At 40.1% G+C, this 14,478-nt stretch carries 10 protein-coding genes; 6 read left to right on the top strand and 4 right to left on the bottom strand.

The genetic code is table 11. The features are described 5' to 3' along the window. Positions 1-5: 5 nt before the first annotated feature. The 4 genes from ABWP91_RS18720 to ybfF form a co-directional block, all read right to left on the bottom strand. On the bottom strand, positions 6-2,105 hold the full coding sequence (locus ABWP91_RS18720) for a type I secretion system permease/ATPase (protein WP_353244521.1): 2,100 nt from the start codon (positions 2,103-2,105) through the stop codon (positions 6-8). A 3-nt stretch (positions 2,106-2,108) separates the two neighbouring features. After that, positions 2,109-3,437 (bottom strand): HlyD family type I secretion periplasmic adaptor subunit, encoded by a 1,329-nt coding sequence (locus ABWP91_RS18715; RefSeq protein WP_353244520.1) that lies wholly within the window; start codon positions 3,435-3,437, stop codon positions 2,109-2,111. Positions 3,438-3,451: 14 nt separating this feature from the next. Next, the gene (locus ABWP91_RS18710; RefSeq protein ID WP_353244519.1) at positions 3,452-5,539 is read right to left on the bottom strand and encodes a peptidase domain-containing ABC transporter; all 2,088 of its coding nucleotides are present in this window, start codon (positions 5,537-5,539) and stop codon (positions 3,452-3,454) included. A 214-nt stretch (positions 5,540-5,753) separates the two neighbouring features. Then, positions 5,754-6,530, bottom strand: a complete 777-nt coding sequence (gene ybfF, locus ABWP91_RS18705; RefSeq protein WP_353244518.1) for an esterase — start codon at positions 6,528-6,530, stop codon at positions 5,754-5,756. A 323-nt stretch (positions 6,531-6,853) separates the two neighbouring features. Here ybfF and seqA point away from each other — a divergent pair, with 323 nt between their 5' ends. The 6 genes from seqA to rpsA form a co-directional block, all read left to right on the top strand. Continuing rightward, the gene (seqA, locus tag ABWP91_RS18700; protein WP_353244517.1) at positions 6,854-7,399 is read left to right on the top strand and encodes a replication initiation negative regulator SeqA; all 546 of its coding nucleotides are present in this window, start codon (positions 6,854-6,856) and stop codon (positions 7,397-7,399) included. Between the two features lie 55 nt (positions 7,400-7,454). After that, positions 7,455-9,089, top strand: coding sequence for a phosphoglucomutase (alpha-D-glucose-1,6-bisphosphate-dependent) (gene pgm, locus ABWP91_RS18695; protein ID WP_353244516.1), 1,635 nt, complete (start codon positions 7,455-7,457; stop codon positions 9,087-9,089). Between the two features lie 267 nt (positions 9,090-9,356). Beyond that, positions 9,357-10,448 carry a 3-phosphoserine/phosphohydroxythreonine transaminase gene (serC, locus tag ABWP91_RS18690; protein WP_353244515.1) on the top strand — a complete coding sequence of 364 codons (1,092 nt, stop codon included), beginning with the start codon at positions 9,357-9,359 and terminating at the stop codon, positions 10,446-10,448. Between the two features lie 119 nt (positions 10,449-10,567). After that, complete coding sequence (gene aroA, locus ABWP91_RS18685) at positions 10,568-11,842, top strand: 3-phosphoshikimate 1-carboxyvinyltransferase (protein ID WP_353244514.1); 1,275 nt, start codon at positions 10,568-10,570, stop codon at positions 11,840-11,842. A gap of 192 nt (positions 11,843-12,034) precedes the next feature. Then, entirely contained in the window at positions 12,035-12,718 is a 684-nt protein-coding gene (gene cmk, locus ABWP91_RS18680) for a (d)CMP kinase (RefSeq protein ID WP_353244513.1), read from the top strand. Positions 12,719-12,892: 174 nt separating this feature from the next. Beyond that, a partial coding sequence (gene rpsA, locus ABWP91_RS18675; RefSeq protein WP_353244512.1) for a 30S ribosomal protein S1 occupies positions 12,893-14,478 on the top strand: 1,586 nt, incomplete at its 3' end.

The raw sequence follows: 14,478 nt of genomic DNA, 5'->3' as shown, positions 1-14,478 counted from the left end.
AACACTTATTGTGTTTGTTGTTGCCACAAGCTGGCGTAAAGTCCATTTGATTGAAGTAAGTCCGTATGTGTGCCTACTTCAGTAACTTCTCCATGACAGATCACACAAATTCTATCAGCGTGTTTAATTGTGTTTAATCGATGGGCGATACTGATGACGGTTCTCCCTTGGGAAATTAAAGGCATATTTGCCATGATTGCAGCCTCAGACTCATAATCGAGTGCAGAAGTGGCCTCATCAAGGATCAAAATATCAGGCTCAGTTAGCAAGGCACGAGCAAGGGCGATACGTTGGCGTTGCCCCCCTGAAATATTTACCCCTTTTTCAGATAATTGATAATCAAAACCATCTGGTAAAGCCATAATAAAATCATAGGCTCCCGCTAGTTTTGCGGCACGAATGACCTGCTCTTCAGTTGCATTGGGGGTACTTAGTCGGATGTTATCAGTAATTGTTCCAACAAATAGTGTGCTTTCTTGCAAAACAACACTCATTCTTCGACGTAATGAAACTGTATCTGCAGTGGCTAAGTCCATTCCATCGATAATGACTTGGCCGTGTTGTGGGACATAAAGACGTTGCAACAATTTTGTCAGCGTACTTTTGCCTGAGCCTGATGGTCCTGTTATTCCGATAAATTCACCTGCCTTAACTGACAGCGTTAAATTATTGAGAACTTCGGGTGTATCAGGTTGATAACGAAATCGAATATTTTGAAATTCAATTTTACCTTGAACGCTGGCTGAGCTTGCTATTCCTTGTCGTTCATTTTCAACCGGCTTATCTAAAATATCCCCTACACGGCGCAAGGAGATTATAGTATGCTGAAAATCTTGCCAGACTTGTGCAAAGCGTAAAACAGGTTGTGTCACATGTGCGCTTAGCATATTAAAAGCAACTAATTCACCGGGACTAATAGCACCGTTTAAAACCTCTTTGACTCCCACCCATAAAAGTACCGCCGTGGTAGCTTTGCTGACAAAGGTCATTAGTTGCCCTGCAATTTCACTGCGTATAGAGACTTTGAAGTTTTGGCGTAGCTGTTTACTGAATATTTTTTTCCATCGTTGGTTAAAGTATTTCTCGGTCGCTGTTGTTTTTATCGTTTCAATCCCTGTAATACTTTCAGTTAGAAAAGTCAGCCCATTTTCATCAGCTTGATAGGCTTTTTCTGTTTGCTGGCGAATGATGGGGCCGAATATCGTCCATAAAATAAAAAATACGCCCATTGAGCCTATTAGAATCCACGCCATAAGTGAACTATAAGAAAATAGAACTGCAATAAAAATGATGACAAAAATAAAATCGATAAACAGCATTAAGGTTGAACCTGTCAGAAATTGCCGAATATGGGCAAGCTCACGAACACGAGCGATAATCTTTCCTGTTGGCCTTAATTTAAAATAGTTTAGTGGTAACGCCATCAAATGGCGGTAGATTTTCCCTGACAATTCGGCACTTATTTGGCTACTGGTATGACTAAAAATTTTGTTGCGTATAAAAGCATAAACTGGCTCCATAACTGCAATTGCAAAAATAGCAATGGCGATAACATGTAAATTGGAAATACTGCGCCCGACTAAAACCTTATCAACAAGGTTTTGAAATAAAAGGGGGCTGACTAAGGCAAATAATTGGATGACGGCGGAGAGAATAAAAATATTTCTCAACTTACCGTATTGGCGCATTATTGAAGGAATGAACCAACCAAAACCAAAGGCTTTTTTTTGCTCAGGCTCATATTGCTCCTTGATTAACATAACGTCTAACTGAGCGGATGCCCCAAATACAATATCATTAATAAGTTGTTTCTCTCCATTCGTTGGGTTGATAAGTATAAGTTCATTTTTTTTGTCTAAAATTGCCCATTCTTTTTCAAAATAAATTAAAACAGGTAGCGGTAATATATTGAGTTGTGAGTGAGATACTGAAATGAGTTCCGTTTCATATCCTAATGTATGTGCACATTCTTGAATATCCCATTCAGTTGGTGAAACTGTTTGTAGTCCAATAGCATGACGAAGCTGCTCTTTTGTCACATTTTGTTTGTAGAAATTAGCAATCCAAACAATAGCTTCCAAGCCGTTATTATTCATTTGTTCCATTGATTATTTTTCTCTCATCGCATTCGAGGTGTATTCATTGATAGGGCTAAGGAGATAATCGATAACGCGCCGTTTATCTGTTTTAATTTCAGCCACAATGGAAAGGCCTGGGGTGAGTTCAATTTTCTCACCGTCAACTAACAATGACTTTTGTTGCAAACCAATTTGACCTAAAAAAACCAAACCCAAATTTTCATCATGGGTACTATCCCTCGAAATTGAAAGAATTTCGCCATCAATTGTTCCGTAGCGGGTATAAGGAAATGCATCTATTTTTACTTCGGCTTTTAACCCCTCATGAATAAATCCAATATCTTTATTCAGAATTTTAATTTCGGCGAGCTGGACATCGTTATTCGGCACAATAGCCATTAATTGCTGCGCAGGTTGGAGGACAGCACCAATTGTGTGTGTGGCAAGCTGCTGAACAGTACCATCAACTGGCGCTCGAATAATTTCAAGCTGATTTCTTTCTTGGTTTTTTAGTAACTCTTGGTCAAGAGAGACTTGCTTAAATGCTGCTTGCTTATATTTCTCATCCCATTCTTGGTTTTTTTGCGCTTTTATCCGATCGCGTTTTTTAATCAAAGCATGATGCTGACTGTCTAAAATAGACAATTCGGAAAGTTTGGTCGTTTTTTCTTTTTGGGTAATAAGCAATTCACGTTCTTGTTCAAGGAATTCTTTTTGGCTAATAATTTGCTTTTGGCTAAGTGATTGATGTGCCTCTAAGCGTTTTTTTATATTCAATATGAGAGAGTTAATTGTTTTTAACTCATTTTTTCTAGCGTGTTGACTGACGGTATTCAGTTGGATTTCATTTGATATTTCATTGATAAGTGAATCAAACTCTATTTTTTGTGTTTGATAACTCGCTAATGCGTTGGTTTGCTCTTCTTCAGAGAGTGCATTAAATAAGGGAAATTGAGCAATAGATTGTTGTGATAGTAGCGCTTGGTAGATTAATGTTTCAATGCGCTGGAAATTGCGTTGATAATGTAAACTGTGAATGTCTTGATCTACCCCTAAAACATTCACAGTAAATAATGGGTCACCTTGCTTAACATGTTGTCCATCGGCTACATGAATATATTGTAAGCGACTTAGCTCAAATGCTTGAATTTGTTGAGTACGTCCAGAAACAATTAATTTTCCTTGTGTGGTTGCTTGAATATCTAATTTTCCAAAAAATGACCAGATAATGGCAATAAAAACACCTAAGCTGATTGAAATTGCAACACACGAGGCTAAGTAAGAGGGGGGCGTCTTTAAAATAGCCAAATGAGAAGGTAAAAAACTGTTATAGCGAACTTTTTCTAATCTTTGTTTCATATTACATCCATGTCTTATTTAAGGGATTGCTGCAGCGTCCATAAATGTTTATAGAAATCACCTTGCTCAATGAGTTGCTGATGACTGCCTTGTTCAATAATTTCCCCGTTTTGCATGACTAAAATTCGTTGGTGATTACGAATTGTTGAAAGGCGATGTGCGATGGTAATTACTGTTCTGCCTTCTGCGATAATTTGCATATTCTTTTGAATAATGGCTTGGGATTCATCATCTAGAGCGCTGGTTGCCTCATCAAAAATAATCACTTTAGGATTTGCAAGTAAGGTTCTTGCTATTGCAATGCGTTGGCGTTGACCACCCGAAAGGGATGAGCCACCTTCAGCTAAAACGGTGTCATAACCCATCGGTAGTTTAAGAATAAACTCATGCGCTCCTGCCATTTGGGCTGCATGTACAACATCATCCATAGACGCATTGGGGCGAGTTTGAGCAATATTATTGAAAACGGATTGGCTAAATAAGAAGTTTTCCTGAAGGACAATACCTATTTGTTGCCTTAATGAATGAATGTTGATGGAGGATAATGGCATACCATCAATAAAAATTGTTCCACTTTCAGGGCTGTATAATCGGAGTAACAGGCGCGCTAAGGTGCTTTTACCTGAACCTGATGTGCCAACAATACCGATGGTTTCACCCGCTTTGATATTCAAACTAAAATTCTGAAGGATATAGGGAGTGTTGGGCTGGTAACGAAAACAAATGCTATCCAGATGAATATTACCGTTTATTGGCACGGTGTTTTCTTGGCGATTTTGTTCCACGGGCAAATTAATAATCTGTGATAATTTTTCGATAGCAACATGAGTTCGAATGTAATCTCCCCATAATTTAACGAGTTTCACTAATGGTTGGCTGGCATGGTTTACCATCATATGGAAAGCAATAAATTGACCGATTGTCATTTGTAAAGCGAGAACTTCTGAGGCGCCAACCCACAATATGATTGCACTCGTAGATTTTTCAATTAGCATCACGAGGTGTTCTGAGCGAGAACTAATTTGCCCTGAAGTAAAATTGGTGTGGCTCATCTCTGAGGTCTGTTTATCCCAACGACGCGTGAAACTAGGTTCTACAGATAAACTTTTAGCCGTTTCAATACCATTAATACTTTCCGTCAAGAACGAGGTGTTGATGGCGATATTCATGAATTGCTGTTGAGCGGCTGCTTCAATTTTAGGTGTGAGCCACCACGCTAATAATAAATAGAATGGAATTGAGCATAAAAATATTAAAGTAAGTGTGGTTGAAATTAAATTCATCACAAAAATAAATACAAACAAAAATAAAACATCAACACATAGAGTAAAGAAGCTGCTGGTTAAAAATTCTCTGATCGTTTCAAGTTCTTTAACACGGGTAACAATCGCCCCAATTTGACGGTTTTTAAAAAAGGGAATGGGTAAACGAAGTAAGTGGTCAACTAGATTTAATCCTAATGTTACATCAATGCGGTTGACGGTATGGTGATAAATATATTGTCGTAAACCTTTTAATGTTACCTCTATAATCGCTGCGATAATAAGACCAAAAACTAAAACATCCAAGGTTAATAAACTATTATGGACTAATACTTTGTCCATAATTACTTGCATCACAATAGGAGAGACTAATGCTAATATTTGGAGTATGAATGAGAAAAATAAAACCCAAAGAATAATTGATTTGTATTTCAAAAATTCCACTTGAAACCAGGTGATATCAAATTGCCCTTGTTTGAGACTAACATGCAACCAGTGGCCACTCCATTGTTGTTGGAGCTTTGTGATATCCCAGATCTCGGGGGGGGTATTGCCAAATTTTTGTACTAAGACTTGTTCATTATTTCGATTAGCTAATAAGAACGCTTCCCCTTGTTCATTATATAAAATTGCAGGACACGAAATCTTAAAGACATCTTTATTTTTTGTTTGCTTTTTTTTGCAATTAATATGGTGTTTTTTTTGGATGGATTTTATTTTTTCATTGTAATTTATCGGCTGGTTAATTATTTTTTCAAGTTCATTGGTGTCAGCTAATCCTGATAATTTGGCGATAATATTAATGAAATATAAAGTTGATTGTTCATGGATGTTTTTCATTCTTAGTATTAATAATTCCTTTTAATATGTAAAATTAAACCAATTCCTGGTTTTGTTTGAATTTATTTAAAAAAAGATAATACAGGCTTTAATATTGTCTGTGTATTGAAGTTTGTCTTATTCTTTTATTCAGTAACTAATTATTGTGGTGGATAGATAGTATAAAGATATTGAAATAGAATATGAACTTTCAATATCTTTATAAATAGAGGGATTACTGAGGTATAGATAAAAATCGATGGATAGCTCTTAATACATGATCTGGTTTTTCTGCGTGGACCCAGTGCCCCGTATCTGCGACAACCCATGCTTTTGCATTTGGAAATTGAGCGGCAATTTCGTCTTTATACTCTGCCTGCACATAAGGAGAGCCCCCACCGGGAATCAATAAGACAGGTTTATCCCAAGAGGGTACGGTTTTCCAGCCTATAATTTTTTCGTAATTAGCTTTAAGTGCTGGAATATTAAACTTCCACTCGCCTTGTTTAAAGGATTTGAGTAAAAACTGGATAACGCCCTCTTCGTTTATTTCATTTCGCATAATCGCGGCAGCATCTTGGCGGTTTTTTGCGTGCTCAGTGGTGACAGCATCTAGCGCCGCAAAAATTTTATCGTGGCGGCGAACTTGGTATGCGACTGGAGCGATATCAATTGCGACAATTTTCTCAATAAAATTAGGGACAATTTCAGTGGCTGCCATGGCAATTTTACCCCCCATAGAGTGCCCAATTAAGATCGCACTTTTATAGCCTAATGATTTTATAAGGGTAATAACATCTTGTGCCATTTGTTGGTAAGTCATTTTTTCATCACGAAAAGACTCACCATGATTGCGAACATCAATTTGAATGGTATCAAAATAGTGTTGAAGGTCGCGACCAAGCACACCCAAATTATTGAGGTCGCCAAACAAACCATGAATAAGAACGATAGGGCTATTGCTCAGTGGATTTTCGGGTTTATGAATAGTATGGTTGAGTAACAGAGTCATATTTATCTTATCAATAATTAGAGAAGTGGGTCATTCATCATGTCATGGCTATAACGAAAATCCAAATATTCGGCTATGCATTTTTAGTGTAAAGGATATTTAGTTAGGTCAATAAAAAATAAAGGTGTTATACAGAAACTCAGAAAATTGAATATTAACGTTGAATAAAAACACCTAAAGGAATCGGACGATAACATACTGAAATATCATCGAACTTAGAATAATGTTTGCTTTAAGTTATTGAAATTTTAATTGTTTTGTTTTTTTCAAAACTGTCTTATAATCACACCGCAAATTTTAGTTAAAATAAGTACTGGGAAAAAATGAAAACGATAGAAGTTGATGAAGAGCTTTACCGCTATATTGCGAGCCATACACAGCATATCGGTGAAAGTGCATCGGATATTTTGCGCCGTATGTTAAATTTCAAATCCGGGCAGCCAGTACCAGTTAAAGAGATTAGTCAGGCACAACCGGTGATTAAGGCAGAACCCGCAGCGAGTGCACCTGTAACTACACAGAACCCAGTTAGGGTGGTTCGAGAATTATTATTGTCTGACGCTTATGCTGAAAAAAGCAAAGCCATCGACCGCTTTATGTTGATTTTGTCGACGCTCTATAGTTTAGATGCAAAACGCTTTGCCAGTGCAACTGAGCTTATGCACGGCCGCACTCGTGTTTATTTTGCGGGTGATGAGCAAACATTGCTTGCAGCAGGCAAACAATCTAAACCCCGTCATATCCCAGGTACACCTTATTGGGTGATAACGAACACAAATACCAATCGCAAACGTAGTATGGTTGATGCCATCATGCAGGAAATGCAATTTCCCGCTAATGTGATTGAAAAAGTGAGTAATACTATTTAATAACTGAACTTCACTGATGTTGATAACCAAGCATCAGTGCTTTGGGAGAAAACAAGTGACAATACATGAACGTGCAGGGCAGCTTCCGTTTCAAAGTGACTTGATCAATGTCGCTCAATTAACCGCTCAATATTATACGCAGCAGCCTCAGCCAGGAAATGCTTCACACGCCGTTAAATTCGGCACATCTGGTCACCGAGGTAGTTCGTTGCGTAAAAACTTCAATGAGAATCATATCTTTGCAATAGCACAAGCGATTGCTGATTTACGTAAACAGCAAGGTGTAACGGGGCCTTGTTACGTAGGTAAAGACACGCACGCCTTATCTGAGGCAGCGTTTATTACTGTTATTGAGGTGTTAGCGGCTAACCAAGTTCATGTGATTGTTCAGGAAAATAATGGCTTTACGCCAACTCCTGCAGTCTCCCATTCAATTTTAAGTTATAACCAATCCCACGCCGATATAGCGGATGGCATTGTTATTACGCCATCTCATAATCCCCCAGAAGATGGTGGGATCAAATATAACCCAGCTAACGGTGGCCCAGCAGATACGGACTTAACTTCAGTTATTGAAAAACAAGCCAATCAATTATTGGCAGATAACCTTGTTGGTGTTAAGCGTATCAATTTTGATGAGGCACTAGCGAGCGAATATGTCACTACCCAAGATTTGATCATGCCTTATGTGGCTGCACTTGGCGACGTTGTCGATATGGCTGTCATTGCTAAGTCCGGCTTGAAAATTGGTGTTGACCCGTTAGGCGGCTCAGGCATCGAGTACTGGAAAAAAATTGCAGAATATTATCAATTAGATATCGAAATTGTTAATGATCAACTAGACCAAACTTTCCGCTTTATGCCGCTTGACCATGATGGTGTTATCCGTATGGATTGCTCATCTAGTTGGGCAATGGCTGGTTTATTAGGCATGAAAGAGAAGTTTGATTTAGCGTTTGCTAATGACCCTGACTATGACAGACACGGGATTGTGACACCTGATGGTCTAATGAATCCTAATCACTACCTTGCGGTTGCGATTGACTATTTATTTCAACACCGCCCACAATGGGGGAAAGACGTTGCCGTTGGTAAAACACTCGTTTCCAGCGCAATGATTGACCGTGTTGTTAGTGATATCGGTCGTGAACTCGTTGAAGTACCTGTCGGGTTTAAATGGTTTGTTGATGGCTTATTTAGTGGAAAACTGGGTTTCGGCGGTGAAGAAAGCGCGGGTGCATCATTTCTTAAATTTGATGGCACGCCTTGGTCAACAGACAAAGACGGTATTATTCTGTGCTTGTTAGCCGCTGAAATTACAGCGGTTACCGGTGAAAATCCTCAGCAACGTTATAATAAATTGGCTGAAAAATTCGGTGCGCCAATTTATAACCGTATTCAAGCCAAAGCAAGCCATGAAGAAAAAGCCAAACTGAGTAAATTATCTCCAGAGATGGTTGCCGCAGATACGTTAGCCGGGGATAAAATTACTCAACGCTTAACCGAAGCTCCGGGTAATGGTGCATCCATTGGTGGATTAAAAATTATGACGGATTATGGCTGGTTTGCTGCACGGCCTTCAGGAACCGAAGAAGCTTACAAAATATATTGTGAAAGTTTCCGTGGTGAAGAACACCTTCGCCTAATCGAAAAGGAAGCAATCGAAATTGTGAGTAAAGTGATTAGTTAATCAATCCTTCGTTTGAATATCCCGCATTGTCATTTTCGGGGGCAATTCGGGATATTATTTGTTTTTTATTGTTAATTTCTTCATAAAATTAGGGTTGTTGATAGTGTGACGAGATTAACAAAATTCTTTTCTTTATTCTGCCCCAAATTCCCCTATTGCTTTTCATTATCAAGTGACAATAACCGTTGCAGCTAAAGGCGCTCAATGGTACAACTTTAAGTATCTGAGTGAATTTTGCTAACTATAATTGAAGATAGGGTGAGGTCAATGAGTCAGGTTTATAATTTCAGTGCAGGTCCAGCAATGCTACCTGTTGAAGTGATGCGTCGTGCTGAACAAGAATTTTGTAATTGGAAAGGCTTAGGCGTTTCGGTAATGGAAGTTAGCCATCGCGGAAAAGACTTTATTGAAGTGGCATCCGAAGCAGAACAAGACCTACGTGACTTATTAAACATTCCAGATAACTATAAAGTGTTATTCTGTCACGGTGGTGCCCGTGCACACTTTGCTACCTTGCCAATGAACTTATTAGATGGGAAAACGACGGCAGATTATATTGTGAGTGGTTATTGGTCTGAATCTGCTGCGAAAGAAGCTGGAAAATATTGCAAACCAAATGTTATCGACATTACAGAAGAAAAAGATGGCGTTGTGAGCTTAAAACCCATGCGCGAATGGCCTTTAAGTGATGATGCTGCTTATGTGCATTATTGCCCTAATGAAACCATTGGTGGTTTAGCTATCCATGAAGAACCTGATTTCCCTGAGGATAAAATTATCGTCGCGGACTACTCTTCTTCCATTCTTTCTAAGCCTATTGATGTTAGCCGTTACGGTGTGATTTATGCGGGCGCACAAAAAAATATTGGCCCTGCTGGCTTAACGATTGTCATTATTCGTGAAGATTTGTTAGGTAAAGCCTCCCCTCAAACGCCATCAGTATTTGATTATACTGTATTAGCAAAACACGACTCTATGTTTAATACTCCGCCAACATTTGCGTGGTATTTAGCGGGTATGGTTTTCAAATGGCTGAAAGCACAGGGCGGTTTGCAAGAAATGGCAAAACGCAATTATGAAAAATCACAGTTGCTCTATAACGCCATTGATGACAGTCAGTTTTATATCAACCGCGTTGCGGTCGAAAACCGTTCTTGGATGAACATACCATTCCAAATGCAAAATCCTTCACTAGATGCCAAATTTATTGAAGAAGCAAAAGACCAAGGGCTACTTTCACTAAAAGGCCATAAAGTGGCTGGTGGTATGCGTGCGTCTATCTATAATGCGATGCCACTAGATGGAGTGCAGGCGTTGGTTGATTTTATGGCTGATTTCGAACGTCATCACGCTCAATAATGAGATTTGCCGACTGAAACAGGATGTTCAGTCGGTTATTTGGCCCTGACAATTCGCTTAAAAAGAAAATAGGACCAAATTTTATTTACTTGCAAACTTCACTGGAGAAACAGCTTTTTATGCAATCCCTGACATTACAACCTATCTCTTCAATTAACGGCACAATCAATTTGCCAGGGTCTAAAAGTGTCTCAAACCGCGCACTGTTGTTAGCGGCGATGGCCAAAGGAACGACCACACTGACTAACTTATTAGACAGTGATGATATTCGCCACATGCTGAATGCATTAAGCTTGCTAGGTGTAAACTATCAACTCTCTGAAGATAAAACACGTTGTCGAGTGGAAGGTTTGGGGGGGAATTTATCTCATCCAGATACGCTAGAAATATTTTTAGGAAATGCAGGAACTGCAATGCGCCCACTGACCGCGGCTTTGTCATTGAGCCACAATGACATTGTGCTCACAGGCGAACCTCGCATGAAAGAGCGTCCAATTGGCCATCTAGTGGATTCGCTAAGAGAAGGCGGCGCTGTCATTGAATATTTAGAGCAAGAAAATTACCCACCAATTAGACTAAAAGGTGGTTTTGTCGGTGGGGAAATTTCGGTTGATGGTTCAGTATCCAGCCAGTTTTTAACTGCATTATTGATGGCAGCCCCTCGCGCAGAACAAGACACAACGATTTCAATTATCGGTGAGTTAGTATCTAAACCGTATATTGATATCACGTTAGCGCTAATGAAAACCTTTGGTGTTGAAGTGGAAAATCATCAATACCAGCACTTTATCATTAAAGGCCAGCAACAATACCAATCACCAGGTGAGTACTTGGTTGAAGGTGATGCATCTTCTGCCTCTTATTTCTTAGCTGCTGCGGCAATTAAAGGTGGCACAGTACGAGTTACGGGTATAGGCCGCAACAGCTTGCAAGGTGACACTAAGTTCGCCAATGTGTTGGAAAAAATGGGTGCAATCATTCGCTGGGGGGATGATTTTGTCGAATGTGAGCGTGGAACATTAACAGGGATTGATATGGATATGAATGCTATCCCTGATGCTGCAATGACGATTGGTACTGTTGCATTATTTGCTGAGGGCGAAACGGTTATTCGCAATATTTATAATTGGCGAGTAAAAGAAACTGACCGGTTATATGCGATGGCAACTGAGCTACGTAAAGTGGGTGCTGAAGTTGAGGAGGGGCATGATTATATTCGAGTCGTCCCCCCGAAAGAATTAAAGCATGCTGAAATTGAAACGTATAATGACCACCGTATCGCGATGTGCTTTTCTTTAGTGGCTCTTTCGGATACACCTGTGACTATCTTAGACCCAGGCTGTACGGCAAAAACCTTCCCCGACTATTTTGAACAATTGGCTCGCTTAAGTTAATCAATTGATTTAAAGGGTTGATGTCAAAGTCTAAATATCAACCCTTTTTCATTCCGCCTAGAAATCAACTTTCTCCTATTTTATTGCAATCATCAGAACCTGCTTATTTCACAAAACTGATGAATTGGTATAATACCTTCACTGAATTCAATTGCAGGTAGCTAAGGCTATTTGCAGGAAAGGAGATTTTTTATGGTGGCAATCGCCCCTGTAATCACGGTTGATGGACCTAGCGGTGCAGGTAAAGGGACTCTTTGCCAAGCATTAGCAAATGATTTTGGATGGCAACTTTTAGACTCAGGTGCAATATATCGTGTATTGGCATTAGCTGCGCTGCATCACCATGTTGATATCCAATCAGAAGATGCGCTAGTGCCTCTCGCCGCGAACTTAGATGTCCGCTTTGTCCCGGAAGAAAATGTATTAAAAGTGATCTTAGAAGGGGAAGATGTTTCCAATCAGATCAGAACAGAAACTGTTGGTAATACAGCTTCACAAACCGCGACATTTCCACGTGTTAGAGAAGCATTATTAAGACGTCAACGGGCATTTCGCTCAATGCCGGGGCTAATTGCAGATGGTCGTGACATGGGAACTGTCGTGTTTCCAGATGCACCAGTGAAAATTTTTCTTGATGCTTCAGCGGAAGAACGTGCGCATCGGCGTATGAAGCAGTTGCAAGAAAAGGGCTTTGATGTTAATTTTGAACGTCTTTTGAGCGAAATTGAGGAGCGTGATTTTCGTGATCGTAATCGTTCTGTCGCGCCTCTTATCGCCGCAAAAGACGCGTTAGTGCTGGACTCCACAAGTATGTCTATTGAGGAAGTTATTGAAAAAGCACGCACCTACGCAAAAAAAATTCTACAATTATCGTGATTATAGGCTTTATTTTAGCTTATAATTAGATAATATACGCACTTACCGCTATGTTGGTTATTTAATTAGCATAGCATCAACCTTGCGACATGGAATGTTGTCGGGTATGTGAAACAACCCCATTTGGCGGGAAGCTAAGTGGACGTTAATTTAAAACTCTTGAAGATCATTAATATGACTGAATCTTTTGCTCAACTCTTTGAAGAATCCCTGCAGAATATTGAAACTCGTCCTGGTTCTATTGTCCGTGGTACTGTTGTTGCCATTGATAAAGACGTCGTCTTGGTTGACGCAGGTCTTAAATCAGAATCTGCTATCCCAGTAGAACAGTTCAAAAATGCTCAGGGTGAGCTAGAAATCCAAGTTGGCGACGAAATCGATGTAGCTCTGGATGCAGTAGAAGATGGTTTCGGTGAAACTATCCTGTCTCGTGAGAAAGCGAAACGTCATGAAGCATGGCTGATGCTGGAAAAAGCTTACGAAGAAGCTGAAACTGTAACTGGTGTTATCAACGGTAAAGTTAAAGGTGGTTTCACTGTTGAACTGAACGGCATTCGTGCGTTCTTACCAGGTTCACTGGTAGATGTACGCCCAGTTCGTGATACTACTCACTTGGAAGGCAAAGAGCTTGAGTTCAAAGTAATCAAGCTGGATCAGAAACGCAACAACGTTGTTGTTTCTCGTCGTGCTGTAATTGAATCTGAAAGCAGCGCTGAGCGCGATCAACTGCTGGAAAATCTGCAAGAAGGCATGGAAGTTAAAGGTATCGTTAAGAACCTTACTGACTACGGTGCATTCGTTGATCTGGGCGGTGTTGACGGCCTGCTGCATATCACTGACATGGCTTGGAAACGTGTTAAACACCCAAGCGAAATCGTCAACGTTGGTGATGAAATCAATGTTAAAGTTCTGAAATTCGACCGTGAGCGCACTCGTGTTTCTCTGGGTCTGAAACAACTGGGCGAAGATCCTTGGGTCGCAATCGCTAAACGTTACCCAGAAGGTACTAAACTGACTGGTCGCGTTACTAACCTGACTGACTATGGTTGCTTCGTCGAAATCGAAGAAGGCGTTGAAGGTCTGGTTCACGTTTCAGAAATGGATTGGACTAACAAAAACATCCACCCATCTAAAGTTGTTAACGTTGGTGATGTTGTTGAAGTTATGGTTCTGGATATCGATGAAGAACGTCGTCGTATCTCCCTGGGCCTGAAACAATGCAAATCTAACCCATGGCAGCAATTTGCAGAAACTCACAACAAAGGCGACCGTGTTGAAGGTAAAATCAAGTCTATCACTGACTTTGGTATCTTCATCGGACTGGACGGCGGCATCGATGGCCTTGTTCACCTGTCTGACATCTCCTGGAACGTTGCAGGTGAAGAAGCAGTTCGTGAATACAAAAAAGGTGACGAAATCGCAGCTGTTGTTCTGCAAGTCGACGCAGAGCGTGAGCGTATTTCTTTAGGTGTTAAACAGTTAGCTGAAGATCCATTCAATAACTACTTAGCAGCAACTAAGAAAGGCGCAATCGTAACTGGTAAAGTAATCGCAGTTGATGCTAAAGGTGCAACTGTTGAGCTGACACTGGGCGTTGAAGGTTACCTGCGTGCATCAGAAGCTTCACGTGACCGTGTTGAAGATGCAACACTGGTTCTGAACGTTGGTGATGATGTTGAAGCTAAATACACTGGTGTTGATCGTAAAAACCGTGTAATCAACCTGTCTGTTCGCGCTAAAGACGAAGCTGATGAGAAAGA

Source organism: Providencia sp. (assembly GCF_040396775.1).
In the GTDB taxonomy this organism is placed as follows: Bacteria; Pseudomonadota; Gammaproteobacteria; order Enterobacterales; family Enterobacteriaceae; genus Providencia.
The sequence above is the reverse complement of the archived record's forward strand: the minus strand, read 5'-3'. Positions and strand labels throughout refer to the sequence as shown.

Excerpts from the sequence above, each read along its gene's own strand:
- ABWP91_RS18720 (WP_353244521.1), bottom strand. The coding sequence starts at position 2,105 with ATGGAACAAATGAATAATAACGGCTTGGAAGCTATTGTTTGGATTGCT.
- ABWP91_RS18715 (WP_353244520.1), bottom strand. The coding sequence starts at position 3,437 with ATGAAACAAAGATTAGAAAAAGTTCGCTATAACAGTTTTTTACCTTCT.
- ABWP91_RS18710 (WP_353244519.1), bottom strand. The coding sequence starts at position 5,539 with ATGAAAAACATCCATGAACAATCAACTTTATATTTCATTAATATTATC.
- ybfF (WP_353244518.1), bottom strand. The coding sequence starts at position 6,530 with ATGACTCTGTTACTCAACCATACTATTCATAAACCCGAAAATCCACTG.
- seqA (WP_353244517.1), top strand. The coding sequence starts at position 6,854 with ATGAAAACGATAGAAGTTGATGAAGAGCTTTACCGCTATATTGCGAGC.
- serC (WP_353244515.1), top strand. The coding sequence starts at position 9,357 with ATGAGTCAGGTTTATAATTTCAGTGCAGGTCCAGCAATGCTACCTGTT.
- aroA (WP_353244514.1), top strand. The coding sequence starts at position 10,568 with ATGCAATCCCTGACATTACAACCTATCTCTTCAATTAACGGCACAATC.
- cmk (WP_353244513.1), top strand. The coding sequence starts at position 12,035 with ATGGTGGCAATCGCCCCTGTAATCACGGTTGATGGACCTAGCGGTGCA.